The 25,861-nt window shown below is 49.9% G+C and carries 23 protein-coding genes and 1 riboswitch; of the genes, 22 read left to right on the top strand and 1 reads right to left on the bottom strand.

The features are described from left to right. Window positions 1-18: 18 nt before the first annotated feature. The 14 genes from ABN764_RS07225 to ABN764_RS07160 all read left to right on the top strand — a co-directional run bounded on the left by ABN764_RS07225 (window position 19) and on the right by ABN764_RS07160 (window position 16,968). Entirely contained in the window at window positions 19-1,236 is a 1,218-nt protein-coding gene (locus tag ABN764_RS07225; protein ID WP_174809424.1) for an MFS transporter, read from the top strand. 161 nt (window positions 1,237-1,397) lie between these two features. After that, window positions 1,398-2,606, top strand: a complete 1,209-nt coding sequence (locus ABN764_RS07220) for an ornithine--oxo-acid transaminase (protein WP_174809425.1) — start codon at window positions 1,398-1,400, stop codon at window positions 2,604-2,606. A 160-nt stretch (window positions 2,607-2,766) separates the two neighbouring features. Further along, window positions 2,767-3,705: an arginase gene (gene rocF / locus ABN764_RS07215; RefSeq protein WP_174809426.1), complete on the top strand. Its 939-nt coding sequence runs from the start codon at window positions 2,767-2,769 to the stop codon at window positions 3,703-3,705. A gap of 422 nt (window positions 3,706-4,127) precedes the next feature. Further along, window positions 4,128-4,790 (top strand): L-serine ammonia-lyase, iron-sulfur-dependent subunit beta, encoded by a 663-nt coding sequence (gene sdaAB / locus ABN764_RS07210; protein ID WP_021257203.1) that lies wholly within the window; start codon window positions 4,128-4,130, stop codon window positions 4,788-4,790. Between the two features lie 27 nt (window positions 4,791-4,817). Further along, window positions 4,818-5,708: an L-serine ammonia-lyase, iron-sulfur-dependent, subunit alpha gene (gene sdaAA / locus ABN764_RS07205; protein WP_021257202.1), complete on the top strand. Its 891-nt coding sequence runs from the start codon at window positions 4,818-4,820 to the stop codon at window positions 5,706-5,708. Between the two features lie 88 nt (window positions 5,709-5,796). Next, entirely contained in the window at window positions 5,797-6,849 is a 1,053-nt protein-coding gene (gene fni, locus ABN764_RS07200; RefSeq protein ID WP_021257201.1) for a type 2 isopentenyl-diphosphate Delta-isomerase, read from the top strand. Window positions 6,850-7,151: 302 nt separating this feature from the next. Then, window positions 7,152-7,715, top strand: a complete 564-nt coding sequence (locus tag ABN764_RS07195; protein ID WP_268624100.1) for an ECF-type riboflavin transporter substrate-binding protein — start codon at window positions 7,152-7,154, stop codon at window positions 7,713-7,715. Window positions 7,716-7,753: 38 nt separating this feature from the next. Beyond that, window positions 7,754-9,466 (top strand): ABC transporter ATP-binding protein, encoded by a 1,713-nt coding sequence (locus tag ABN764_RS07190; protein ID WP_446671430.1) that lies wholly within the window; start codon window positions 7,754-7,756, stop codon window positions 9,464-9,466. Then, entirely contained in the window at window positions 9,459-10,286 is an 828-nt protein-coding gene (locus ABN764_RS07185) for an energy-coupling factor transporter transmembrane component T family protein (protein WP_174808051.1), read from the top strand. The genes ABN764_RS07190 and ABN764_RS07185 overlap by 8 nt, the downstream gene beginning before the upstream one ends. Window positions 10,287-10,581: 295 nt before the next feature. Beyond that, window positions 10,582-11,955: an ABC transporter substrate-binding protein gene (locus ABN764_RS07180; protein ID WP_446671429.1), complete on the top strand. Its 1,374-nt coding sequence runs from the start codon at window positions 10,582-10,584 to the stop codon at window positions 11,953-11,955. Between the two features lie 119 nt (window positions 11,956-12,074). Next, entirely contained in the window at window positions 12,075-12,968 is an 894-nt protein-coding gene (locus tag ABN764_RS07175) for a carbohydrate ABC transporter permease (protein WP_446671639.1), read from the top strand. A 117-nt stretch (window positions 12,969-13,085) separates the two neighbouring features. After that, entirely contained in the window at window positions 13,086-13,889 is an 804-nt protein-coding gene (locus ABN764_RS07170) for a carbohydrate ABC transporter permease (RefSeq protein ID WP_028533386.1), read from the top strand. A 246-nt stretch (window positions 13,890-14,135) separates the two neighbouring features. Then, a complete protein-coding gene (locus ABN764_RS07165; protein ID WP_268624096.1) occupies window positions 14,136-15,488 on the top strand; it encodes a sodium-dependent transporter in 1,353 nt (450 codons plus the stop codon). A 247-nt stretch (window positions 15,489-15,735) separates the two neighbouring features. Next, on the top strand, window positions 15,736-16,968 hold the full coding sequence (locus tag ABN764_RS07160; protein WP_446671428.1) for a hypothetical protein: 1,233 nt from the start codon (window positions 15,736-15,738) through the stop codon (window positions 16,966-16,968). Between the two features lie 105 nt (window positions 16,969-17,073). Here ABN764_RS07160 and ABN764_RS07155 read toward each other — a convergent pair whose 3' ends face one another. Continuing rightward, window positions 17,074-17,217 carry a hypothetical protein gene (locus tag ABN764_RS07155; protein WP_021257192.1) on the bottom strand — a complete coding sequence of 48 codons (144 nt, stop codon included), beginning with the start codon at window positions 17,215-17,217 and terminating at the stop codon, window positions 17,074-17,076. A gap of 507 nt (window positions 17,218-17,724) precedes the next feature. Here ABN764_RS07155 and ychF point away from each other — a divergent pair. The 8 genes from ychF (at window position 17,725) to rpiB (ending at window position 25,844) form a co-directional block, all read left to right on the top strand. Continuing rightward, window positions 17,725-18,825, top strand: a complete 1,101-nt coding sequence (ychF, locus tag ABN764_RS07150) for a redox-regulated ATPase YchF (protein WP_065292957.1) — start codon at window positions 17,725-17,727, stop codon at window positions 18,823-18,825. 206 nt (window positions 18,826-19,031) lie between these two features. Continuing rightward, window positions 19,032-20,105, top strand: coding sequence for a peptide chain release factor 1 (gene prfA / locus ABN764_RS07145; RefSeq protein WP_021257190.1), 1,074 nt, complete (start codon window positions 19,032-19,034; stop codon window positions 20,103-20,105). Further along, entirely contained in the window at window positions 20,102-21,055 is a 954-nt protein-coding gene (prmC, locus tag ABN764_RS07140) for a peptide chain release factor N(5)-glutamine methyltransferase (protein ID WP_268624094.1), read from the top strand. The genes prfA and prmC overlap by 4 nt, the downstream gene beginning before the upstream one ends. A gap of 234 nt (window positions 21,056-21,289) precedes the next feature. Then, window positions 21,290-22,054: a stage II sporulation protein R gene (spoIIR, locus tag ABN764_RS07135; protein WP_446671427.1), complete on the top strand. Its 765-nt coding sequence runs from the start codon at window positions 21,290-21,292 to the stop codon at window positions 22,052-22,054. Window positions 22,055-22,306: 252 nt separating this feature from the next. Then, window positions 22,307-23,629: an L-threonylcarbamoyladenylate synthase gene (locus ABN764_RS07130; RefSeq protein WP_446671426.1), complete on the top strand. Its 1,323-nt coding sequence runs from the start codon at window positions 22,307-22,309 to the stop codon at window positions 23,627-23,629. 121 nt (window positions 23,630-23,750) lie between these two features. Continuing rightward, window positions 23,751-24,317, top strand: a complete 567-nt coding sequence (locus ABN764_RS07125) for a manganese efflux pump MntP (RefSeq protein WP_174808045.1) — start codon at window positions 23,751-23,753, stop codon at window positions 24,315-24,317. 100 nt (window positions 24,318-24,417) lie between these two features. After that, window positions 24,418-24,999 (top strand): low molecular weight protein arginine phosphatase, encoded by a 582-nt coding sequence (locus ABN764_RS07120; protein WP_446671425.1) that lies wholly within the window; start codon window positions 24,418-24,420, stop codon window positions 24,997-24,999. Between the two features lie 121 nt (window positions 25,000-25,120). Continuing rightward, window positions 25,121-25,201: riboswitch (ZMP/ZTP riboswitch) on the top strand. Between the two features lie 184 nt (window positions 25,202-25,385). Continuing rightward, on the top strand, window positions 25,386-25,844 hold the full coding sequence (gene rpiB / locus ABN764_RS07115; protein ID WP_021257184.1) for a ribose 5-phosphate isomerase B: 459 nt from the start codon (window positions 25,386-25,388) through the stop codon (window positions 25,842-25,844). Window positions 25,845-25,861 lie beyond the last annotated feature (17 nt).

The following is a 25,861-nucleotide window of genomic DNA, read 5'->3' as shown; positions in this document are numbered from 1 at the left end:
CATCGGAGGGACATTCATTTGTGGAGCAATCGTAACGTATGGATTGTGCTCTGTGGCGAATTTATCGCCGGCCTGGGGCTTTGGACATCCATTATCGCGAATTTGGAATTTATGCAGCATTATGTGCCGTCAGACTTTATGAAGTCATTGATCTTGTTCACGGGCCTTCTCGCAGGTGTGCTCATTGGGCCATATGCAGGGAAAGTGATCGATTCGCATCGCAAGAAGAGCGTCCTTATCTGGGCGGGTATCGGACGGATGGTAAGTGTCTGCTTCATGTTTCTCGCCATTGCACAAGGCTCGGTCTGGTGGATGATTCTATTTGCAGTGTGTCTGCAAATATCCGCGGCCTTTTATTTTCCGGCGCTTCAATCGGTCATTCCACTTATCGTTCAAGATAAAGATCTTATCGCTTTGAACGGGGTTCATATGAACGCATCTACGATTGCTCGTATTATCGGAACGGTGGCAGCCGGTATGATGCTGTCTGTCATGAGTTTGTCTGCCTTGTACACGGCATCGCTCGTCGCCTATGGACTTCTGCTTGTCTCCACATACTTCCTTGATATTGATGAGGAGGCTAAGGAAGAGCGCGGCCAGAAGCGTAAAGAGAAGCAAGGCGGCGGATTTAAGGAAATTGTCCCGATGCTCAAAGGGATGCCAGTTGCTCTCATGGCGCTCTGTCTATCGATTATTCCAGGATTCTTTATTGGGAGCTTCAACTTGATGGTCATTAATATTAGCGAAATGCATCAGGATACGCAAATTAAGGGATGGCTCTACGCAGCTGAAGGCGTTGCCTTCATACTGGCTGCATTCTTCGTGAAACGCTTATCCGGTCAGCGCGATCTATTAAAGCAATTGTTCGCGCTGTCCTTCATTATCGCAGCTGCGCAAGGGCTGCTGTTCTTCGCTCATGTGAAATGGATGACGCTTGTGGCGTTCGGACTCTTTGGCTTTGCAGCTGGATTCTTCTTCCCCTTGTTGTCTACGTATTTTCAGAAGTCGATTCCGAAAGAACTGCATGGCCGATTCTTCTCATTCAGGACGATGCTGGATCGGGTCATGTTTCAAGTGGTGCTTCTTGCGGCAGGGTTCAGTCTGGATACGATAGGCTTGCCTTACATGGTACTGATTTTCAGCGTGCTATCGCTAGCTATCCTTTTGTATGGAATGGCTCATACCGCTGGCTCGACGTCCAAGCGCAAGCAGGACACCGAGAAATCGGCGATTTGAAAGTAAGATATTCGTAAATGGGCTGTGTACAGGAGGGTTCCCAAATGTTCCGTAGAAGGAATATGATGGGAACTTTTTCTGTATGAGAAAAGGAGAGTGTACACCCCTTGTGGAATAGGATGTAGGGAAGTATCGATTTTGAGGACAGAGGAGGACGGAACATGAAACGGTCAGAGGAAATTATACAGACAGCGGAACGATTCGGAGCGAGGAACTATCATCCGCTTCCTGTCGTAATCGAGAAGGCAGAAGGAGTGTGGGTTGAAGATCCAGAAGGGCGCCAATACATGGATATGTTAAGCGCTTACTCTGCCTTGAACCATGGTCATCGCCATCCGAAGCTGATCGAAGCTCTTGTGAATCAGGCGAACCAATTGACGCTGTGCTCACGCGCCTTCCATAGCGAACCGTTATCTCGTCTGAGCGAACAGTTGGCAGCATATACAGGCAAGTCCAAGATACTGCCTATGAATACGGGTGCTGAAGCAGTTGAGACTGCTCTCAAGGCGGCACGACGCTGGGCATATCGCCATAAGAGCATTCCACGCGACCAAGCGGATATTATCGTATGCAGTGGCAATTTTCATGGTCGTACCATTACCGTTACCTCATTCTCTTCCAGTGAAGAATACAAAGAAGACTTCGGCCCCTTTACACCAGGCTTCACGATCATTCCATACGGCGATGCCGAGGCACTGGAAGGTGCAATTACGCCGAACACGGCTGCATTCCTCGTTGAACCTATTCAAGGAGAGAATGGAATTGTAATGCCGCCAGATGGGTATTTGCGCAAGGTGCGAGAGATTTGCACCCGTCATCATGTGCTGTTCATTGCAGATGAAATTCAGACGGGATTCGGGCGCACCGGCAAGCGCTTCGCCTGCGATTGGGAGCAAGTGATACCGGACATGTACATTATGGGCAAGGCACTTGGCGGAGGTGTGCTTCCGATTTCTGCTGTAGCAGCAGACGAAGCGATCTTATCCGTCTTTGAGCCAGGTTCGCATGGCTCAACCTTCGGCGGCAATCCGCTAGCTTGTGCGGTGGCCTCAGCGGCGCTTACCGTACTTGACGAAGAAGAGTTGGCAGAGCGCGCCGAACGGCTCGGGGCATATTTCGAGAAACAGCTCGCCAGCATATCCAGCCCGATTGTGAAGGAAATTCGTGGTCGTGGCCTGCTGATTGGCATGGAGCTAACGGAGGGGGCCAGACTCTACTGTGAGGCTCTTATGCGTCTTGGTCTGCTCTGTAAGGAGACGCATGGCACGGTCATTCGCTTTGCGCCGCCGCTGGTCATCACGGAGGAACAGCTGGATTGGGCAGTAGAGCGTATTCGCAGTGTGCTGGTCTCAGGGGCGATTATTGCTTGAACAACAAGAGGGTGACAACATCGCAATCTGCTTACTCGATAGAAGGTTTAAGTCATGCCTATTTAGTTAGAGAAGGTAATAGATATGATCATAGACGCAGTGAATAAGTAGAAGTTCGAACGGATATTCCAGGATTGTCATATCGAAGGGAGCGATCAGTATGACAGCACAGGACAGACAGATGAACATGCCATTATCTATTATTCAAGTACCATTCGGTCTAGGGGCAGGACGGCGTGGTGCGGAGTTGGGACCGGAATGCCTGATGCAGATTGGACTGGTGCGGCATCTCAATCAATTAGGGATTACTGTAGGCGAGGAACGCCGTGTGGGCTGTACGGCTGCCGCTGTACATTCGGAGGCAGCAGCAACCGCAGCCCCGGTACGCAAGGCCAAGTATGTTGATGAAGTCATTGCGATGAGCGACGCCTTGTCCGAGCAGGTACAGGCATCTATAGAGTCGGGACGCTTCCCTCTGGTGCTGGGCGGAGATCATAGTATCGCCATTGGAACCTTGGCAGGGTTGACACAGCAATATCAGCAATTAGGTGTGATCTGGTTCGATGCACATGCAGACTTGAATACAGAAGAGACTAGTCCGTCAGGCAATGTGCATGGAATGTCGCTGGCTGTGGCGCTGGGACGAGCAAGTTTGACCGAAGGTCAATGGAATTGGCCTGGCAAGTCGCTAAATCCGAAGAACATTGTACTTGTTGGCTCCCGAGATTTAGATCCTGGCGAGCGCTCCTATATTCGTGAGCAAGGAATTGCATGTTTTACGATGCATGATATTGATCGCTATGGCATGCTGCATGTGATGAAGGAGGCAATCCGAATTGCCAGTGATGGCACAGACGGGGTTCATTTGAGCTTCGATGTAGATAGTGTGGATCCTGTTGAGGCTCCGGGAACGGGTACACCGGTACGGGGTGGGGTAAGCTATCGGGAAGCCCATCTTGCGCTCGAACTTCTGCATGAGTCTGGTATTGTGACTTCCGCTGAATTCGTCGAGGTGAATCCTTCGCTGGATACAGACAATCGCACGGCACGGCTCGCGCTGGAGTTGATTGGTACCCTGCTTGGAGATCGAATCCTGTAGGCTTCGACCCTATTGTTTTCGCATGACATGAACAGTTATACGATGGCATCCAAGTGAGGGCAGCATGTAGAGAAATTATCATAACAAATTCGTGTCCACATTCTGATCCTTTGTTGTTCCGATGCAGGGTTGTCATCCGGCGATAGCCCTGCTAGGATGAGTTTTGAATAAGCTGGTATTGGATGGTTTTAGCCGTAGAGAAAGCTGCCGTGATTGCGTACAATATAGAAGGTAGTGGAACCTAATCCTAGCACGGAATGATAACGACAGCATTGCAGTGCATTAGCAGATAGGAAAGAAGCAGAAGCGGATCTTATTGTATCTCAATCCTACGCTGTTCGTGCGCTAATAGCTATGTAATGATAGATCGTGACCAAGCGTGTGCATGATGAGAAGGGGATGTCGACGAAGGGGGAAGCGCGATGAAATATCGCAGTGTATTTGACATTATCGGCCCAATCATGGTGGGGCCATCCAGCTCGCATACAGCGGGAGCAGCAAAGATTGGTCGATTGGCACGAAGTATTTTCGGCAGACAGCCGAAGCGGGTTCATATCTCCCTATACGGCTCATTCGCTGAGACTTACCGGGGGCATGCGACAGATGTTGCCATTGTTGCTGGCGTGCTCGATTACGATACGAACGATGCAAGATTGCCGGACTCATTGAAATATGCAGAAGACGCAGGAATGGAAGTCATCATCACACCTGAGGAAGCTGTACCGGAGCATCCCAACACTGCCCGCATTCGGATGACGGACGAGCACGATGAGATGGAGGTTGCAGGAATCTCAATCGGTGGCGGGAAGGTTGAAATTACAGAGCTGGACGGGTTCCGTCTGAAGCTCTCTGGGCAGTGTCCTGCGATACTCGTTATGAATCATGACCGGTATGGAGTTATTGCGGGTGTGACCAATATATTGAGCGGAGAACAGGTGAATATCGGGCATATGGAAGTAAGCCGCAAGGAGAAGGGGAAGATGGCGCTCATGGTCATTGAGACGGATGAGGCGATTGCCGAACCAATCCTGCAGCAAATTCGAGAGCTCCCTGGAGTAAATCGTGTGCTTCGAATGGAAGACTAAATACGATAGAAGGAAGGAGGAGCAGTTATGTTTCGCAATGTGGCAGAATTAATCGCAATTACTGAAGAACGACAGTGTAAAATCTCCGATGTGATGATTGAGCAGGAAATGGAAGTGCGTCAATGCTCGCGTGAGAAGGTGATCGAGCAGATGACGCGGAACTTGGATGTGATGGAGCAGGCAGTTGAGCGCGGCTTAGCAGGCGTTCGTTCCCATTCTGGGCTGACCGGCGGCGATGCGGTAAAGCTTCAACAATATATTCAATCTGGACAGTCCCTCTGTGGGGACACGCTGCTGGATGCCGTGAGCAAGGCGGTCGCAACGAATGAAGTCAATGCTGCGATGGGGCTTATCTGTGCCACGCCGACCGCGGGTTCGGCTGGAGTTGTTCCAGGAACCTTGTTCGCATTGAAGGACAAATTAAATCCTACCCGCGAGCAGATGGTGGAATTCTTGTTCACATCCGGTGCGTTCGGACTTGTCGTTGCGAACAATGCATCGATCAGCGGAGCAGCTGGCGGCTGCCAGGCAGAAGTCGGATCAGCAGCTGGGATGGCTGCGGCTGCCATTGCTGAATTGGCAGGGGGAAGCCCTAAGCAATCCGCGCATGCGATGGCAATTGCGCTGAAGAACATGCTGGGGCTCGTCTGCGATCCTGTTGCAGGTCTCGTGGAAGTGCCATGCGTGAAACGAAATGCTATGGGCGCAGCGATTGCCATGGTCGCAGCAGATATGGCACTGGCGGGTGTAGAGAGTGTCATCCCGTGCGATGAGGTGATTGAGGCGATGTTCCGCATTGGGCAGACGATGCCATCGACGATGCGGGAGACGGCGCGCGGAGGGCTTGCGGTTACGCCAACGGGAGAGCGATTGAAGCGGCAAATTTTCGGTGCAGAAGAACCGAAGGAAGAGGGTTAATCGGGGCTTGAACGGCGGATGAGGGAGAATTGCAAACTGTAGCTGACAGGCCATAACTGCACATACGATCAGGTGAGGAGGTGCGCCGATGCGGGAACGTCAGCCAGATTCGGCATCGTTGACCGAGCAGCGCAAGACAGAGCATATTCGAATATGCCTCGAACAACCAGTGAACGGAGTAGGGATAACCACAGGGCTGGAGCAATATCGCTTCGTCCATCAGGCACTGCCCGAAGTTGATTTTCGGGAGATCGAATTGAAGACAGAATGGCTTGGCAAGGAAGTTCGCACACCGCTGCTGATTAGCTCTATGACTGGAGGAAGCAGTCATGCGGCGCCAATCAATCGCAGGCTGGCTGCCGTGGCTGAAGCCCGGGGCTGGGCGATGGGTGTAGGCTCCGTACGCGCTGCGGTGGAGAATCCCGAGGTCGCGGGTACGTTTCGCATCCGCGACCTAGCCCCTACCATTCCGTTATACTCCAATATTGGTGCCGTTCAGCTTAATGTTGGGATGGGAATTGAGCAGTGCCGCCGTGCGGTAGAGCTCGTCGAGGCGGACGGGCTTATTTTGCATTTGAATGCGATGCAGGAAGTGTTCCAGCCGGAGGGGGATGTCAATTTCTCCGGTCTGCTTCGCCGTATCGAGCAGCTATGCCGCGAGTTGGACGTGCCGGTCGGCGTGAAAGAGGTTGGCTGGGGCATTGCGCCGGATACAGCGAAGCAGCTTGTGGAAGCAGGCGTAGCCTTCATCGATGTTGCAGGGGCGGGTGGAACCTCATGGAGCCAGGTTGAGAAACTGCGTGCTCGCGATGCTGTCATGCAGCGTGCCGCGGAGGCCTTTGCCGATTGGGGCATTCCGACCGCAGTCAGTGTGCAGCAGGTACGCAAAGCACTGCCGAATCAGCCTGTTATCGCGAGCGGCGGATTACATACAGGAGTCGATGCGGCCAAGTCGATTGCTCTTGGTGCCGACGTGGCTGGTTTCGGGCGTTCACTGCTTGCTGCAGCAGCAGATTCCGAAGAAGCGGTTGATCAGGTTCTGGCTCAGGTGGAAGCTGAGCTGCGGATTGCCATGTTCGGCATTGGGGTGCGTACGATACAAGAACTGCGTCATACCGAACGTTTGGTTCGGCTGCTGTAATTGTCACCGTGGATTGAATATCTGATCGGCATAATTCGGGATAAACGGAATAATATCGTTATATCTATTGCTTTTATAGATAAAATATATGGTTTCCTCCCAATAATCCCTAGTTTTCGGTGCAAAAGGCTAGAAAAACTCGGTTTTGGTAAATAAAACCTGTATCCATACTATGGAAAATCCTTTATATTATGATTGGAATCACAATCTAACGTTCGGATTTAATAAATCGTGATGAGGCCACCTCTCGAACGGGCGAGCGTCGATACCTATTTTGAGTGAGAAGGAAGGGTTGCATAAGGATGAAGCAATCAATTTTCGACTTTAACACCAAAACGGTAGTCGCCATCGGCATCGGGGCAGCATTGTACGGCTTGCTAAGCACAGTTACTATTCCGTTAGTGCCGCAGACCGGATTGCGTCCGGCAATTGCCATTCTGACCATCTTCGGTGCCATGTTTGGCCCGATCGTTGGATTTTTGAGTGGAGCTATCGGGCATATCATTACTGATTTGACTTGGGGCGGCGGAACAATCTGGTGGACATGGGTGCTCGGGTCGGCTATATCCGGCTTTGGGATGGGACTTGTGTATTTGAATTCGTCATTCAACATTAAGGAAGGACGCTCCTCGAAGGGCAGCATTATAGCATTGGCGGTAACCGGATCGCTTGCGCTTGCTGTTGGCTTTGGTGTGTCCAGTATTTTAGATGTGTATTTGTTCGGAGAGCCGGCAGATAAGATGTGGGTACAGTTCACGGCTTCCACACTGGCAAATATCGGAGTTCACTTGGTGCTTGGATTGTTGGCTGTGCTGGCACTGCTTCAAATGAATCGCAACAACTCGAATCTGCGAGTGCAGAAATAATGCAGCGCCCAAGTGTGAAGACAGGAGCTACAGATTCAATGAAAGAACCGCTTATCTCGTTTCGAGATTTTAGCTTTCAATACCGCAGTTTGTCCGAACCGACATTGCGAAATGTGAACCTGGATATTTACCCAGGAGAAAAAATATTAATTGCCGGCCCAAGCGGCTGCGGCAAATCGACTTTGGCCCATTGTATGAATGGGCTAATTCCTTTTACGTACAGTGGAACGATAACGGGAGAGTACACGCTTAAGGGGAAGCGTCCCTCTGAGCTTAGCATTTTTGAGATTAGCCGCAGCGTTGGGACGATCCTGCAGGATCAGGATGGACAATTCATTGGTCTGTCAGTCGGGGAAGACGTAGCGTTCGCTTTTGAAAATGATTGCATGAAAACGGCGGATATGAAGCCTAAGGTATCGAAGGCATTGGAAGTCGTGGACATGCTTCCTTATATCGATCATAGTCCGCATGAACTGTCGGGCGGTCAGAAGCAGCGTGTGTCGCTGGCTGGTGTGCTGTCGATGGATGCGGATATTTTGCTGTTCGATGAGCCGCTTGCGAACCTGGATCCGGCAAGCGGCAAGCAAGCCATCGAGTTGATGGATCATATCCATAGCGAGACAAATAAGACGATTATTATTATTGAGCATCGGATTGAGGATGTACTGGAGCAGCATGTTGATCGCATTGTCCTCATGTCAGAAGGTCGTATTGTTCAGATCGGAACGCCCGATGAGATGCTGGCTTCTTCTATCATGCAGCAGCATGGATTAAGAGAGCCTTTATATGTCTCTGCGCTGAAATATGCTGGCTATGTATGCAAGCCTGAGGACAAGCCTTCTTCTCTTCTTGCGATTAGCAACAATGATGAGGCAAGGGAATGCCTATCCAATTGGGTCGCTGGGGAAGGGGATGTCACTCGCCAGACAGAACGGACTTCGATGCTGGAGATGGATAATGTTCGCTTCTCTTATGACGGCGAACGGGAAGTGATTCGGGGAGTATCGCTGACGATTGGTGCTGGCGAGCGAATGGCACTGCTCGGGAACAATGGCGCAGGCAAGTCCACGCTATCGCATTTGTTGACGGGAATAGCTGCGCCGACGGCGGGCACGATCAAGCTAAATGGGGAAGATATCCGCTCGTGGTCGATTCGGAAAAGGGGCGGACATATCGGATATGTGATGCAGAACCCGAACCACATGATTACACAGCCTATGATTCGTGAAGAAGTGGCCTTCGGACTGCGCATGCGAGGCATGAAGGAAGAAGAGGTCATGTCGCGCGTTGAGGAGACACTGCGTATATGCGGTCTATACGGATATCGGGAATGGCCGGTATCTGCGCTCAGTTATGGTCAGAAGAAGCGGGTGACCATTGCTTCGATTTTAGCCATGAAGCCGAGTCTTATGATTCTGGACGAGCCGACAGCAGGTCAAGATCATAAGCACTATACGGAGTTTATGAGTTTTATTTCTGAGCTGGCGGACAGCGGCATGTCCTTCCTGTTCATTACCCATGATATGCACTTAGCCTTGGAATATACGGAGCGTGCAGCTGTATTATGCAATGGGGAGCTGCTTGCAATTGGCGATACCGCTCATGTACTGACCCATATGGAGGCGATTGAACGAGCCAATGTGAAGGAGACCTCACTTGGCACGCTTGCCCGTCTGACTGGCGTGTGCGAGCCGGAGGCGCTTGTGCGCAAATTCATCGACCACGAGAAGCGGGTGAAGCATCATGAGTAAGTCAGGTATGCTCTATATTGAACGGGATACGATGTTCCATCGTATGGATGGAGCAGCGAAGATGCTTGTGCTGGCTGTGTGGACTGTAATCGTATTTTTATTTCAGGATTTGCGCATTTTCGTGCCCCTGTTTGGAATTGGTCTTGTCCTTCTTATCAATGCGCAGTTGCCATGGAAGCGAATTCGGCTGCTCGTCTGGCTGATGATCGTATTTAATATATTCAATTCTTTTTTCAGTTTATTAATTACACCGGCTTATGGCAGTACATTGACAGGTACGACTACTGTGCTTCTCGATATGGGCTACAACGTATTGACGCTGGAGACTGTTATCTATGTATTTACATTGTCCATGAAGTATATGTCTCTTATGCCGATAACCGTCTTGTTCATCTATACCACGCATCCGACACGGATGGCGAGCAGCTTGAATCGAATCGGCGTTCCTTACAAAATCGCCTATGCGTTCAGTATCGCATTCCGCTATATTCCAGATTTGCAGGCGGAATTCCGGCATATCTCGAATGCCATGCAGGCGCGTGGACTTGGATTCGGCAAGGGCGAGGGCACGATTGTGCAGCGGCTTAAGCATTTTGTATCCATTACGACACCGCTCGTACTCTCCTCGCTGCATCGCATTGAGACGATATCCAATGCAATGGATTTGCGCGGCTTCGGGAAGCATTCGAAGCGTACGTGGTTCTCGTCGACGGAATGGCATCGTGAGGATTATATCGTGGTCATCGTCAGCATACTCGTGCTTGCTGCAGCGATTATATGGCGAGTGCAAGGGTTCGGGACATTTTGGTATCCATTTTAACGAATTCGTAACGAAGGAATCGTAATGTATATACACCCTCTTGGGTTCCTCTAGGATAGAGCATGCATGATGCTGTGCATGACTATCTGGGACACCTGGGAGGGTGTTTTCTTTTTTTTTGATACCGGATCATGGAATCAATGGAATCGTAGGAATCTACTTGAGAATCTATCATTAACAAAACATTTATATGGAATTAACACTCTCTTGCTAGAGCAAGGTTATGGTATGAAAGGGTGGTGTGAGACATACCATCTCAATAAGGACGATATTGAAAAAGGGGAGAACACGGGATATGCAAATGCGCTCTAAGTGGATGCTACTTCTGTTTATGTGCTTTACGCTGCTGGTCGGCTGTGGCCAGTCAGGGACAGCAGGAGGAACACAGACGCCAGAGAAAGGTGCGACGCAGGAGGGGGCACCAACAGCTCCAGCCGATAACGCAACCACACCGAAGGATGAGAATGTGGAGTTAACATTCTATTTTCCTATCGCAGTTGGTGGTCCACTGACGAAAGTGGTTGAGGGTATGACGGCGAAGTTCACCGAGAAGCACCCGAACATCACAGTGAAGCCTGTTTATACAGGCAGTTATGCAGATACGACGACGAAGATTCAGGCTGGCATCCAAGCCAAGCAGCCGCCGGATGTAGCGGTTATGCTGTCTACGGAACTGTTCAGCATGCTGGATACGAATGCAATCCTTCCGCTTGATGACTTTATCGCGAAGGAAGGCAACGGTTTCCTTGATGATTTCTACCCGGCTTTCATGGCGAACTCGCAAGTTGAGAACAAGACATACAGTATCCCTTTCCAACGCAGTACTATCGTTCTTTATTACAACAAGGATGCTTTCAAAGAAGTTGGCCTGAACCCGGATCAACCGCCGAAGACTTGGGCTGAGCTTACAGAATATGCAACGAAGCTGAAAAAAGACGGTCGCCAAGGCATCGAGGTGCCAGGATCCGGATTTGCTTATTGGATGTTCCAACTGTTCTCCCTGCAGAACATGGCTGATCCAAAAGGCAACCTTATGTCCCAAGACGGCAAGAAAGTATTCTTCGATACACCAGAGAATGTAGAAGCATTGCAGTATTGGCAAGACCTGTCGAAGAAGCATAAGGTAATGCCGGAAGGTATTGTAGAATGGGCAACGGTTCCTACAGACTTCTTAGAGCAGAAGACTGCTATGATGATTCATACTACGGGCAACCTGACGAATGTGAAGAATAACGCTAAATTCGACTTCGGTGTTGCATTCCTGCCGATGAACAAGCAGTACGGTTCACCTACAGGCGGCGGCAACTTGTATATCTTCAAGGACATCGATCCGAAGAAACAAGCAGCAGCCTGGGAATTCATCAAGTTCATGACAGAGCCGGAGCAAGCTGCTCAATGGAGTATTGATACAGGCTATGTTGGCGTTCGCAAGTCAGCGTACGACACAGATGTGATGAAGAAATATGCAGCTGAGTTCCCGCAAGCAGTTGTTGCACGTGATCAATTGGAGCACGCCTACGCGGAATTATCTACGCACAACAATGGTAAAGTCTCCAAGGCTTTGACGGATCAAGTGCAAGCGGTGCTGACAGGCACGACGGATCCGGCATCTGCATTGAAGAAGGCGCAGGAAGAGGCTGATCGCGCACTGAAGCCGTTCAACAAGTAATACACGCTCAAGATGCAATCGCATGCCTTATGTGCGTGCTGTATCGGCAGGGCCTAGGCCCTGCCGATTTATATACATCATGAACTTACTAGAATTCATTGGAGAAGGAGGTCAGGATGATGACCGCCAAATGGAAAGAACGTCTATCCCGCAATACATTGGCATGGGCGCTGCTGCTCCCGTCCCTGTTGTTCCTCATGCTCTTCACCTATTATCCAATGCTGAAGACAGCCTGGCTCAGTATGTATCAATCCGACCTGGCTACACCAGAGCCGGTATTTGTAGGGCTTGATAATTTTACTGCACTGTTCCAAGACCCTGTATTCCAGAAGGTATTCAGCAATAATATATGGTTTGCGTTTGGCACAGTGCCTACTTCCATGGCGCTTGCTTTCATTATGGCGCTGTTCGCTGATAAGGCACTGGCGGGACGTTCATTCTCTCGTGTGGCATTTTTCTATCCGAATATGATTCCAATGATCGCGGTAGCGAATATTTGGCTGTTTATATACACACCTCAGTATGGTTTGTTGGCTCAACTGGCGAAGTGGGTTGGACAGTCGGCGGACATGAATATGTTGGGGCATCCCGATACGGTCATGTGGGCTATGATCGTCATGATGATCTGGAAGGAAGCAGGATACTTCATGATCTTCTACTTGGCCGGACTTCAGAATATTCCGAAGGACTTATATGAATCGGCCTCGGTAGACGGCATTGGTACTTGGAAGGTAACGACACGGATTACAATCCCATTGACGATGCCTACTACGCTGTTTGTAGCAGTTGTAGCGCTGACGAATGCATTCAAGCTTGTGGATCATTTGTGGATTATGACCAAGGGTGGTCCAGACAATGCGAGCAGCCTGCTTCTGTATCACATTTATGACACAGCCTTCAGCTTCTACGATCAAGGAATGGCGGCGACCATGACTGTCATTATGATCGCACTGCTTTTGGTACTATCATCACTACAATTTTTCGGCTGGGATCGCAAGATCCATTATCAATAAAGGAGGCGCCTTATGGACAAATCAGTTGGGATCAACACAGAATTTAGTACAGGCGCCGTAGGCCGTAGGCCGCCTTTATCGGATCGAGCCTTGAAGATCGAACGGACGAAGCGACGGATGAAGCAGTGGCTCTGGCATGCGATTATGCTCGTGGTCAGCGTCGTATGGTTTGTGCCACTCATCTGGATGTTATGGACGGCGTTCCGTCCCAAGGATGCGGGCATGAATTCATTCTGGTCATGGGAGTGGACGTTAGCTAACTTTGCAAAGGTATGGGAAGGTGCTCCATTTGCCCAGTATTATTTGAACACCTTCACGATTGCAGGAGGAGTGCTGCTTGCGCAGCTTCTCAGCCTAACACTGGCTGCTTACGCATTTGCACGCCTGCGCTTCTTCGGGAAAGACGCTGTATTTATGCTGTTCTTGGTACAACTTATGGTACCAGCGGATGTTCTTATTTTCTCGAACTACCATGTATTGAAGGAGTTTGGTTTGCTAGATACGAAGCTGGGCATCATGCTGCCGTACTTCGCATCAGCATTCGGGATATTTCTGCTCCGCCAGACATTTAAGCAGCTGCCGCTTGAATTGGAGGAAGCAGCGATGGTGGAAGGCTGCTCTCGCCTGGGCATTTTGTGGCGCATCTTCGTGCCGTTGTCTGCGCCTGTATATATCTCATTTGCGGTTGTATCGGTCAGCTATCAGTGGAATAACTTCCTGTGGCCGCTGATTGTGACGAACTCCGTAGAGAATCGTCCGCTTACTGTAGGGCTTGCTATGTTTGCTCAGTCTTTCGAGACGGGGGCGCAGTGGGCAGAAGTAAGTGCAGCAACATTGCTTGTTGTAGGGCCACTGATTCTTGGATTTTTGCTGTTCCAGCGCAAATTTATTAGCAGCTTCATGCACTCAGGAATTAAGTAAGAGCCACTCTTGGCCGCACGGATGTGAATAGCTCGATCTAAGGCGCTCTTTGGCTGCTCACGCAGCACAAGGGGTGCCTTTTTTCATATGGATGCTGCATGGAGATTGGTATGCTTGAAGTAGGTTGGAGGATTTGAGAAATATTACATTCGATTCGGAGCGCATTTTTGAATAAAATGGAGTTTATCTCAGTCCTTGGGGCACCCTAGAAAATACAGCAGGAAAGAAGGAGTGGCATACCCATTTATGTCAAATAAGCAATCAAAGCAAGATCCTCAGAAGGGAAATAAGTCGGAGCAATTCAGCTCTGCAGGATTTATATTGGCCGCTATCGGCAGTTCAGTCGGGCTGGGCAACATGTGGAAGTTCCCATACGTTACGGGGCAAAATGGAGGAGGAGCATTCTTCCTATTATTCATCGCCTGTCTCTTAATTGTTGGCTTGCCAGTATTGCTTGGCGAACTGGCTGTTGGACGTGGCGGACGCGGTGACGCAGTCTCTGCTTTCACCACTTTATCACGCAAAAGAGGATGGGGCGTACTGGGCTTCATCGCCGTATTGGCTGCCTTCCTGATTATGACGTATTACAGCACGATTGCGGGATGGACGCTCCATTATGCAGTTGAGTCGGTATCCGGAATCTTGTTCCAAAGCGGCGATTATGGGGAACACTTCAAGCTCTTCACCGGAGGGATGATGCCGATTGTCTGGCAGATCGTCGTGTTTGCCTTAACTGGATTCATCATTGCCAGAGGGATATCTGGTGGTATTGAGAAGTTCAATAAGATTGTTATTCCGGGCCTGCTCATCATTTTATTGGTTATGATGGTGCGTACGCTTACGCTGGACGGCGCTGCTGAAGGGATCTCTTATTTCCTGAAGCCTGACTTCTCGCAGTTGACCTTCCATTCCGCACTGATGGCATTGGGGCTTGCATTTTTCTCCTTATCGCTTGGTATGGGGGCCATGCTGACGTATGGTGCATACGTAGACAAGCATCAATCGCTGCCACTAGCGACTGTTGCAGTAGGAGCGGGTGATTTAATCTATGCGCTTATTGCAGGGTTGATCATCTTCCCAACGATATTTACATTTGGAATTGAACCGGATTCAGGGCCGGGACTTGTCTTCGTTGCTCTCCCTGCAGCATTCGCCTCGATGCCTTATGGTGCATTGTTCGGCGGCTTGTTCTTCTTGCTCCTGGCAATTGCTGCGGTTACGTCTTGCTTGGCCCTTGCGGAAGTGCCTGTAGCCTATATCATGCGCCGCTACAACTTGGGGCGTGGCAAGGCAACCTTCTTTGTGATTGCTGCCATGTACATCATCGGACTTCCGTGCACGCTGGCAGCGGGAGGGGTTCTGGAGGGAGCGACGCTGGGCGGCCGTAACTTCTTCCAATGGATTGATTTCCTGACCTCGAATGTAATGCTGCCACTGGGCGGTTTGTTCGTAACGCTGCTTGTCGGATACGCATGGAAGCAGTCCGGAGAAGAGACGGGTCTGTCTCCCGTGTGGAGAAGTATATGGCTGTTCACGATGCGTATTATAGCTCCTGTGCTCATAATATTGATTTTCTTGTCGTCGATCGGCTTGGTCTAAATTAGAAATGCTGAACAACGCCCCAGATGGCTGGATGAGCCTTCCGGGGCGTTGTTTTGTATTGCCTATTCATCTAAAGGGGGAGAATGTCATGCTACTTATCATTCACCAATCAGTGATGATTTGAATCATCTTTGAATATGATTTCTTAACATACACTTGCACGGCCGCGGGCTGTTTCTGCTGATGTGTTCTTTTTTCGACATATTTCGATAAAACCATTCCAAAGTTGACATGAGATGATATAATGGAAATTAAAACCACAGCCCCTGTAACTCGGGCGGCTTATGGAGGCGTAGAGAAAATGGGCTTGGCTAATGGGGCAGGATCGGTATATTCGTTCGGCTCAGAAGACAATGTGCCGGAATTGCTCTGTGTCATGGAGAACGGATCGATGGAGCAATCGGCGGAGGCGGCTCAAGCATTATTCGAGCAGCTGTGCATGGAGCATGGTGTCCATGAAGCAACTAGTGCGCTGATCGAGCCGCTCTTGGATATTTTGACCGTACGATATAAGTCGGTTGCGAAGGCATCCATCTTGAATGGAATTGCGCAAGTACTGCGAACGGTGATGGACAGCCATCTCCCATTTGGAGTGACACCCTCTCGATATCGACATGCTGATGATGCGGAGACTAGAGATATTGCCTCTCAGGTGGAGCAGAGCTGGCTTCACGTACTTCGCGAACGCTATGCAGATTGGACGTCTCTCATTCACGAAGATGATCGAACAGCAGTGCAGGTGATTTATGTGCTGCATTTGCTCCAATGGACAGATGAGGCTGTTGAGGACACGCTGCAGGAGGCTTCCTTCCATGGCCTTACAGCACGTGTACGACTTAATGGCTTGCTTGCGTTGGCAGATTATCGGCACCGTATCGGTAAGCCATTCAACCCATCCATAGCGTTACAGCATCAAGACGATGAGCTTCACGAAGCGATTCGCGCTGTATGCGTAGCTGTTACCGCTCCTGAGTCACTCGGTCTTCTGGAGATGAGCAAGCTCATATCGGGGTGTACGCTGCCTCGTATGGATCGCATTCAGTTTCCGTGGGCGGACGGCGCTATTGCGTCGGTATGTGCGCAAGCTGCATGTCGCTCCTTAAGTAAGGGGACAACCTTGGACGAACGAGCTGCTTTTTGGAAAGAAGCACTGGAGAAGACGATATCTGCTCATCAGCGCCGCTCACGGCAGGTAGTATGGGAGATAGGTGAGTCAACGGTTCAGTGGGATGAGGAGTGGCTGCAATGGAACTGGAACAGCCCGATGCTTGTCGCAGATGGGATGCTGTATTCTTTATTCCAGACGCCAGGTCAAGACGGTAGCGTTATGCAGAAGCAGGAAGATGGAACGGTATCGATCCATCCTGCAGCTGCACGTGTTATTAAGGTATGCTTGCAAAATCAAGTCGATATGCCGAATGCAGAACGCTACGGAGCGGGTATGACGATTCGTTCGCTGTATCGATTCATCACATAAGAGAACCCTTGCTAGGTTAAGCCTACCTTCGGTGAAACGCAGGTAGATCGATTGGACAAGTTATGATGTGAATACACAATTGGAATTGAAGCTGGCAAGACGGAACTAGTCCGTCTTTTTCTTTTTCTCGGAGAAAGGTGTTACGGATTTTGCTCCTTCAATGGTGTCATTTACGAACGCCATATCTTGATTTTTCGCTTTCATTGCCGTAGTGCCTTTATAATTGCCACGATGCGATTTATTCTCCATAGTTGTGCCCCTCACTTTACTCAAAAATGATGGAAATTGAATGTTGGATCCAGCTACAGCAATAGTATGTTCGGTGCACAGTCTCCTTATCCGAGGAGAGCCAAGGCAAGGTAAAGGAAACGGTTTACATAGATAAATATCAGACAACGCTACCTCCAAAAAAATTAAGATCTGGCTGCAAGTGGATGGATACGTACTTGGCTTCAGACAAGCAGCTCTTAAGTAAGGATTTATTATTCCGAACAATAAAAATTGCTAAGATCGCAGAAGTCTTTAGTGCTTTTCTGCTCTCCTGAAGTGAGCAAAAGTTGACAATACGGAAAAAATCTAGTCGATGACTAGGTTTTTTTTGCGTTGTTGGTTATAATGGTTAAGGAATTTTTGCGTGTTTTTTACACGCATCTTAACGATACATGAAACATAATTGATAGACTAGGTTTATGATAGTAAGGTAATGTTCGAAACAATGGTTATTCAAATATACGGTCTAAGGAGTTGTACTTATAAATGGCATTAAAAGCAGGTATTGTTGGGCTGCCTAACGTCGGCAAATCGACGTTGTTCAATGCGATCACACAAGCAGGGGCTGAATCGGCGAACTATCCGTTCTGTACGATCGATCCGAATGTCGGCGTGGTAGAGGTTCCAGATGAGCGCTTGGATAAGCTGACTGAGTTGGTTGTTCCAAACCGTACAGTTCCAACAGCGTTTGAATTTGTTGATATTGCCGGTCTGGTACGTGGTGCGAGCAAGGGCGAAGGGCTTGGGAACAAGTTCTTGGCTCACATTCGTGAAGTAGATGCAATCGTACACGTTGTGCGCTGCTTCGAAGACGAAAATATTACGCATGTTGACGGAAAGGTTGACCCAGTCAGCGATATTCAAACGATCAATTTGGAGCTCGTTCTGGCGGATTTGGAATCGGTTGAGAAGCGTCTTGATCGCACAAAGAAGAACATGAAGAGCGGCGATAAGAAGTACGCGGCAGAGGCTGCTGTATTGGAGCGCTTGAAAGAGGCGTTGTACGATGATAAGCCAGCACGCAGCTTGGAACTGAGCGACGAAGAAAAGGTGCTTGTACGCGACATGCACTTGCTCACGATGAAGCCAGTATTGTATGCGGCGAACGTAAGCGAAGATGGCGTGAAGGATGCGGATAGCAATCCATATGTACAGCAGGTACGTGACTTTGCCGCAGCTGAGAATGCGGAAGTTGTGCCGATTAGCGCAAAGGTAGAAGCAGAAATTGCTGAGCTTGAGGGCGAAGATAAGGAAATGTTCCTTGAAGAGCTTGGACTGGATGAGTCCGGTCTGAACCGCTTGATTAAGGCTGCCTATCGCTTGCTTGGTCTGTATACGTACTTTACTGCTGGTGTACAAGAAGTACGCGCTTGGACGATTCGCAAAGGGATGAAGGCCCCGCAAGCGGCAGGTGTTATCCACTCCGACTTCGAGCGCGGCTTCATTCGTGCCGAAGTGGTCTCTTATAATGATCTAGTTGCTGGCGGTTCTATGAATGCGGTGAAGGAACAGGGTAAGCTAAGATTGGAAGGTAAGGAATACGTTGTTCAAGACGGCGATGTTATGCATTTCCGCTTCAACGTATAGCGTTTCTGCTTCTTCGCTTGCTTAGCTAATGCAGTGAGATCATCTGCGCATTGTAATGTAGGTTGAGCGAGGGAATGGTTGCGGAAATGGTTATGGTGGAATGCCGTAATCATTCATTTATTGAAGCACGAACCATGATTGCGCAAATCAAGGTTCATGAATATACGTGGTAGTATCGAATTGGAGAAGAGAGGTGAGCGTGTATGATGTTAGATAGACTGCAATCCCTTGCGGATCGCTATGAGAAGTTGAGTGAATTGCTATGTGACCCGGATGTGGCGAACGAGCCGAAGAAGCTTCGTGAGTATTCGAAGGAGCAATCCGATCTGCAGCCAGCTTATGAAGCATTTATGGAATTTAAAAATGTACTTAGCGAACTGGATGCGGCGAAGGTAATGATGCAAGAGAAGCTTGACGATGAGATGCGCGAAATGGTGAAGATGGAAATCGAGGAACTGAGTGCGCGTCAAACGGAACTTGAGGAACGTATTCGTATTTTGCTGCTGCCGAAGGATCCGAATGATGACAAGAACGTGATCGTGGAAATTCGCGGTGCGGCAGGCGGTGATGAAGCTGCGCTCTTCGCTGCTGATTTATACCGCATGTACACGCGCTATGCGGATTCACAAGGATGGCGTACAGAGCTGATGGAAGCGAACATGAGCGATCTGGGCGGATTCAAAGAAGTTATCTTCTCGGTATCCGGTAAGGGTGCTTACAGCAAGCTGAAGTATGAGAGCGGCGCGCACCGCGTTCAACGCATACCGGCAACTGAATCAGGCGGACGTATTCATACGTCAACTTCGACTGTAGCTGTAATGCCAGAGGTAGATGAAGTAGAAGTCGAAATATTCGATAAAGATATCCGTGTTGATACATTCTGCTCTTCTGGTGCGGGCGGTCAGTCCGTCAACACAACGAAATCGGCGGTACGTGTTACACATATTCCGACAGGGATCATGGCTACGTGTCAGGACGGGAAGTCTCAGAACGATAATAAGGCGAAGGCATTGCAAGTCTTGCGTGCCCGCATCTATGAAATTAAGCGTCAAGAGGAAGAAGCCAAGTACGCTGGCGAACGCAAAAGTAAGGTCGGAACGGGTGATCGCAGTGAACGTATTCGGACGTACAACTATCCGCAGAGCCGTGTGACAGATCATCGTATCGGCTTGACTCTGCATAAGCTTGATCAAATTATGAACGGCGATGTAGAGGAACTCATCCAAACGCTTACGCTGACTGAACAAGCGGAGCTGCTGGAAAGGGAGAATCAAGCATGAGTGAGCCTTGCGGACGGAATGAGGAGCGTAGTCAGCTAAATGCGGCAGACAGAGCTCCGTATCGCCTCGCATGGCCTGCAACAATAAGAGAAGCCTGGGTGCAGGCTTCTTCTTTTTTAGCAGAGAATGGAGTCGATGATGCTGCACATCATGCCGAACTGCTGCTGCGGCATGTGCTGGGTATGGAGCGAGTCGCTTACTTGGTTGCATTGACAGAGCTGATGCCTGAAGATGCAATCCATGCTTTTGAATCGGCAGTGACACGGCGATCTGCGGGTGAACCGACCCAATATATTATTGGGGATGCTTACTTCTATGGTTTGCCGTTCGAAGTGACGTCGGATGTGCTTATCCCAAGGCCGGAGACAGAGCTCCTCGTGGAGGCAATTCTTACTGAAGCTGACCGGATCTGGTCGCAAGATGAATCACTTCATGTTGTGGATATTGGTACCGGCAGCGGTGCAATTGCTTGTACATTGGCACATGAGCGTCCACATTGGCATATCACGGCTGGAGATATCTCGCCAGCGGCGCTTGCTGTCGCGAAGCGAAATGCGGGGCGGCTTGGCGTTGCAGAGCAGATGTCGTGGAAACAGGGGGATCTGCTGGCGCCGTTCGCTGGTAGTGAATTGGACATTCTCGTATCCAATCCACCTTATATTCCGGCTGGTGATATCGCGGATCTGATGCGTGAGGTGCGCGACTATGAGCCGCGTACGGCGCTGGATGGTGGAGCGGATGGCTTGGATCCGTATCGACGGCTTGTCACCATGCTGTCCGAGCTTGGCAAGGCTCCACGAATGATTGGCTTTGAAGTGGGTCAAGGACAAGCGCAAGATGTGGCGGCAATGCTCGCGCAAGCTGGTTATGATGAGAAGCTGATCATTGTGCCTGACCTGGCTGGTATTGAGCGCCATGTGATTGGTGTTCGACACTTAGGAGGAATTTAGCTCTATAAGGACTGTTCCATGACGCAGAAAACATATCTGCGACTAGGACAGTCCTTTTTTATGCATTCAAAAGTTGGATATCGGTTCATAGGTCGTTTGATAACCACCAGTTTCACCTAAGACTCTGACGAATCTATCTATCAAAAAAACCACTATTGATAGGTTTAAGGATCCTGCTCACGGACATACTGATAGACAAGAGGCGCGCCCAACCTCACAAGGAGCAGGATGAACATGAACTTACGCGTGTTCGTACTCGGTCTCGCGATTGCCGTACTGGCAGCGGGAGCTTTGATGCGTTGGGAAAATGGCCATGCGGAGGCCATTGATAATCAAAATATTCAGAAGCAAAAGATAGAGAAGCAGGATCATATTCCTGAGGATGCGATTCGGCTGCGAATATTGGCCAACTCAGACGTTGATAACGATCAGCGTGTGAAGCGCATGGTCCGGGATCGGATTGTGGAGCAGATTAACGGCTGGCTTAAGACAGAAGAGAAGCCGGATACTCGTGAAAAGGCACGCGAGCTGATAGCAGGGCATTTGGACGAACTGAAGCAGACGGCAGAGCAAGTGTTAAACGAAAAAGGACTGGCGTATGGAGTCAAGGTGAAGCTTGGAGAAGTATCCTTCCCGGCCAAGTGGTATGGAGGTGAAGTATATCCTGCCGGGATGTATGAAGCATTGCTCGTTACATTAGGCGAGGGAAGCGGACAGAATTGGTGGTGTGTCCTGTTCCCGCCGCTCTGCTTCGTCGATGGGAGTACGGCTCAAGCACAAGCTGGTGATGCGAAGTCCAAGTCAGCTGCGCCATCTAAGAGTGGAGAACAAGACAAGGGCGCTCTATCAGCTGAGGGAGATGCTCAGGCTGCAGACGGGAAGGCTCAAGCCCGTGCCGCGATGGAATCAGGCGAGACAGAAGTGAAGTTCTTCCTGTGGGAGGCTCTAGAGGCATTGTTTCGTTTGATTGGTTCCATTTTCAGTGCAATATTTGGGTAATCTAATCGAGTAGTTGTATGCACTAGGTGTGCCTTCCACTCGTCTGGACGTGTTGCCGTCATTATGGTACAACTAAAATAAGCAACAGTTATTTATAGATTTGAGTTAAGTACGAATACGTGTGAAACTTCAATTTATGAAGATGCCGAAGCTCCTTTGGCATCTTTCTTGCGTTGCTTCCGCCTTTTCTTTTTTTTAGTGTCGATGTCGGCATCGGGGCGGGAGAGCATACACTCTATATCGAAGTAAGGGATGTACTCAATGAATACTCGACATGAACGGGAACAGAAGGACAGCGCGACTGCCGTGACGGAAGGAAGCGCTCAACGATTGCACACGAAGTGGTGGTCGGTAGACGAACATATGCAGCTCGAACAGCAGCATGGAATAACAGAGGGGGCGGCAATTCTAGCTGCCGGCGGCACCGTTGCCTTCCCAACGGAGACGGTATACGGGCTTGGCGCGGATGCCCGTGATACGAAGGCAGTTGAACGTATATTTGCTGCCAAGGGGCGTCCATCCGACAACCCGTTAATCGTTCATATTGCTGAACGGAACCAGCTTGATGAGCTTGTCCTGCCTTATAGTGATATCGCTGCTCGTCTTATGGAACGCTTTTGGCCGGGTCCGTTGACGATCGTGCTGCCGGTGCGAATGGGGGCTGTATCCCCTCGCGTGACGGCGGGACTGGATACGGTTGGTGTACGGATGCCGGGTCACGATACAGCTTTGGCTCTTATACGTGCTTCTGGATGTCCTGTGGCAGCTCCAAGCGCCAACCGTTCAGGACGTCCTAGTCCGACGCGTGCGGAGCATGTACGGGAGGATTTGGACGGTCTTATCGACGGTATTGTCGATGGCGGTGCGACAGGCGTAGGGGTAGAGTCTACTGTTGTAGAATTAATAGGCAATCGTGTGCATGTCCTCCGCCCGGGTGGGATAACAACAGCGATGCTGCAAGAGGTGGCCTCCGAGGTAACGATTGATCCAGCGGTCGATCCCAATGGGGGAATGAGCCATGCACAGGTTCCACAAACTCCAGAATCTGCGCTGGGGGATCGAGATTCCTTGTCTACGCCGCTGGTGAACAAGGAAGCAGATCCTTCGGCAGCAGCGAGCGGCATGATTAGCGAGGAGTCGGTATCTCCTCAAGCTGCTTCAAAGCAAATGGGGCAAGCGAATGACATCCAGATGAACGCGCCTCGCTCACCTGGAATGAAATATACCCACTATGCTCCCCAAGGTCAGCTGCATATCGTGCAGGGGGAGTCTACGGAACAAGTGAGCGAATGCATTCAGCGTATGCTGCATGAAGCACAGCAGCGCGGGGAGACAACGGGTGTACTTGCCTTCGCAGAGCATGCAGAACATTACCGAGCTGATATTGTAGCAACGATTGGCAGTGTGCATGCATTGGAAGAGGCAGCCGCACTGCTATATGATGCCCTACGGCATTTCGATGAAGCGGGCGCAACTTATATACTGGCAGAAGCTTGCACTACAGAAGGTATCGGTCTTGCAGTGATGAACCGTATGATGAAGGCAGCAGGTCATCGTATCATTTGGTGTGAATGAACCTTGTTTGGGTAATGTAGCTTATAAGAGACAAGCCTTGTTATCTCTTTGCTGCTTGTCATGAAACTATCCTTGTCCGCATACGTTGGATACAGACGCTATGGGACGAGGAGTGGGGGCAATGTGGGAAACGGCAGCGCCAATCGGCCAATGGATCACGATTTTTTTGATGGCGGCAGCATTGGGCTCAGATGCCTTTTCACTGTGTCTAGGTATCGGTATGAGAGGGGTACGGCGAAGAGATGCAGTTCGCATTAGTGGGGTTATCGCATTGTTCCATGTACTGATGCCGCTGGCGGGTGTTGCAACAGGCATGTATATGAGCATACTGCTCGGTGAAGTAACCACATGGGCAGCGGGAGGCCTTCTTATTATGCTAGGGGGGCATATGATATACAGCTCGTTGAAGGGTGAATCCTCGCAAATGATTAATACTTCAACGGTATGGGGGATGCTGCTGTTCGCACTTAGTGTGAGTGTAGACTCCTTTTCCGTTGGAATATCGCTCGGCATGTTCGGCTCTGATTTGTTGATGACGATCATTGCCTTTGGATTGTTTGGCGGTGCAATGTCGATCTTTGGCTTACTGCTTGGCCACCACGCAGGCAAGCATTTCGGTGAGTACGGGGAGGCTGTAGGTGGGGCGATCCTGCTTACCTTTGGGGTATTGTTTTTGCTGCCTTTCTAAGCTTTTAAGCTTTGGAGCGAAGTCAAAGCAAGCAGGAATGAGATTGATGAAGATGCGCGACCCTATAGATAGGTTTCATGGTATGAAGGGAGGGGGTCATATGATACGCATTTTATTTGTATGTACAGGCAATACATGCCGAAGTCCAATCGCAGAGGCTATGCTGAAGCATATGGCAGAGGAACGCGGCTTGGACATTCATGTTCAGTCAGCAGGTGTAGCAGCATGGGACGGCACACCAATGTCACAGCACGCTTCTACTGTACTGGAGGAGCAGAATATTGCCAATCATCGAGATTTTCGATCGGCTGCACTGGATGAAGAGCGTGTGCATTGGGCAGATCTTATACTGACATTGACGACTAGCCACAAGCGTCATGTGCTTCAACAGTTCCCGAGTGCAACGAGCAAGACATTTGCGTTTAAGGAATATGTGAGCAATCCGGATTCAGAGCAGGAGCAATATCAACAGCTGCAATCATTGGCTGCGGATCTTCAATTGAAGCTTGCTATGGGACAAGCTCCAACGGAAGACGAGCTGGTACAGCTTGCTGAATTGCAGCGGCTTATGCCGAATCAGGATGTGGCAGACCCGTATGGCGGTTCTTTGGAGCAGTATCGGATGACAGCGGCGGAGATTCAGGCTGCGCTGACTAGGTTGCTTGATAAGCTTCAGCCATAGACGGTTTAAGTGTTGGGTTTATGGCACTGCCAAATGCAGCAGTAGGATGCTGTGTATGAGTGGGCAGGAAAATAACGGTTGCAATTGGTTGCGACATCCATTATGATCGTTCTATATGGAGAGGATCCGATGTAACTGGCGACGGAAGTGGGGAACCACGGTGGAGCATCGGAGCATACGGCCGGTCGCCTGGGCAGAAGAGCAGTGTACGGATAGAGAGCCGTGCTATGCTCTTTTTTTCAATCAATGAGACATGTTACACTGGGAGTAACGTGCAATTGGCTCGTCTAATTTGCGGGAAATTCGTTATAATAGACCCGTAGCATACCGAGCATGGTAACATGGACGGAGAGCACAATTGAAGACAACGGATGGAGGGTACGACAATGAAAATTGCCATTGGTGCAGACCATGCTGGCGTACGACTTAAGGAAGGGATTGTACAAGTCATCAAGGAGCTTGGTCATGACGTCATTGATGTAGGCTGCGATTGTACAACATCAGTAGATTATCCGGATTATGCGGTACCTGTTGCAGAGATGGTTGCCTCAGGCGAAGCAGATCGAGGCGTGCTCATATGTGGTACCGGGATTGGGATGTCCATCGCAGCGAATAAGGTGCCAGGCGTCCGCTGCGGGCTTGTTCATGATTTATTCTCTGCTAAGGCAACGAGAGAGCACAATGATACGAATGTACTTGCTATGGGTGAGCGTGTCATTGGACCTGGACTTGCTGAAGAGATTGTACGCGTATGGCTGGGTACAGAATTCAGCCAAGGAGAGCGCCATATTGGACGTCTTCGCAAAGTCGCGGACGTAGAACATAAATATCACTCGCAAGCGTAGCGAGTGGAGGTGAATGG

Origin of the sequence: Paenibacillus wuxiensis, assembly GCF_040195695.1 — a bacterium.
GTDB lineage: Bacteria > Bacillota > Bacilli > Paenibacillales > Paenibacillaceae > Paenibacillus_B > Paenibacillus_B suaedae.
This window is presented reverse-complemented; position numbering and strand designations above follow the sequence as displayed.

What these genes read in the sequence shown, in the direction of transcription:
- ABN764_RS07220 (WP_174809425.1), top strand. Translation starts at nt 1,398, where the DNA reads ATGAAACGGTCAGAGGAAATTATACAGACAGCGGAACGATTCGGAGCG.
- rocF (WP_174809426.1), top strand. Translation starts at nt 2,767, where the DNA reads ATGACAGCACAGGACAGACAGATGAACATGCCATTATCTATTATTCAA.
- sdaAB (WP_021257203.1), top strand. Translation starts at nt 4,128, where the DNA reads ATGAAATATCGCAGTGTATTTGACATTATCGGCCCAATCATGGTGGGG.
- sdaAA (WP_021257202.1), top strand. Translation starts at nt 4,818, where the DNA reads ATGTTTCGCAATGTGGCAGAATTAATCGCAATTACTGAAGAACGACAG.
- fni (WP_021257201.1), top strand. Translation starts at nt 5,797, where the DNA reads ATGCGGGAACGTCAGCCAGATTCGGCATCGTTGACCGAGCAGCGCAAG.
- ABN764_RS07195 (WP_268624100.1), top strand. Translation starts at nt 7,152, where the DNA reads ATGAAGCAATCAATTTTCGACTTTAACACCAAAACGGTAGTCGCCATC.
- ABN764_RS07190 (WP_446671430.1), top strand. Translation starts at nt 7,754, where the DNA reads ATGAAAGAACCGCTTATCTCGTTTCGAGATTTTAGCTTTCAATACCGC.
- ABN764_RS07185 (WP_174808051.1), top strand. Translation starts at nt 9,459, where the DNA reads ATGAGTAAGTCAGGTATGCTCTATATTGAACGGGATACGATGTTCCAT.
- ABN764_RS07180 (WP_446671429.1), top strand. Translation starts at nt 10,582, where the DNA reads ATGCAAATGCGCTCTAAGTGGATGCTACTTCTGTTTATGTGCTTTACG.
- ABN764_RS07175 (WP_446671639.1), top strand. Translation starts at nt 12,075, where the DNA reads ATGACCGCCAAATGGAAAGAACGTCTATCCCGCAATACATTGGCATGG.
- ABN764_RS07170 (WP_028533386.1), top strand. Translation starts at nt 13,086, where the DNA reads ATGAAGCAGTGGCTCTGGCATGCGATTATGCTCGTGGTCAGCGTCGTA.
- ABN764_RS07165 (WP_268624096.1), top strand. Translation starts at nt 14,136, where the DNA reads ATGTCAAATAAGCAATCAAAGCAAGATCCTCAGAAGGGAAATAAGTCG.
- ABN764_RS07160 (WP_446671428.1), top strand. Translation starts at nt 15,736, where the DNA reads ATGGAAATTAAAACCACAGCCCCTGTAACTCGGGCGGCTTATGGAGGC.
- ABN764_RS07155 (WP_021257192.1), bottom strand. Translation starts at nt 17,217, where the DNA reads ATGGAGAATAAATCGCATCGTGGCAATTATAAAGGCACTACGGCAATG.
- ychF (WP_065292957.1), top strand. Translation starts at nt 17,725, where the DNA reads ATGGCATTAAAAGCAGGTATTGTTGGGCTGCCTAACGTCGGCAAATCG.
- prfA (WP_021257190.1), top strand. Translation starts at nt 19,032, where the DNA reads ATGTTAGATAGACTGCAATCCCTTGCGGATCGCTATGAGAAGTTGAGT.
- prmC (WP_268624094.1), top strand. Translation starts at nt 20,102, where the DNA reads ATGAGTGAGCCTTGCGGACGGAATGAGGAGCGTAGTCAGCTAAATGCG.
- spoIIR (WP_446671427.1), top strand. Translation starts at nt 21,290, where the DNA reads ATGAACTTACGCGTGTTCGTACTCGGTCTCGCGATTGCCGTACTGGCA.
- ABN764_RS07130 (WP_446671426.1), top strand. Translation starts at nt 22,307, where the DNA reads ATGTACTCAATGAATACTCGACATGAACGGGAACAGAAGGACAGCGCG.
- ABN764_RS07125 (WP_174808045.1), top strand. Translation starts at nt 23,751, where the DNA reads ATGTGGGAAACGGCAGCGCCAATCGGCCAATGGATCACGATTTTTTTG.
- ABN764_RS07120 (WP_446671425.1), top strand. Translation starts at nt 24,418, where the DNA reads ATGATACGCATTTTATTTGTATGTACAGGCAATACATGCCGAAGTCCA.
- rpiB (WP_021257184.1), top strand. Translation starts at nt 25,386, where the DNA reads ATGAAAATTGCCATTGGTGCAGACCATGCTGGCGTACGACTTAAGGAA.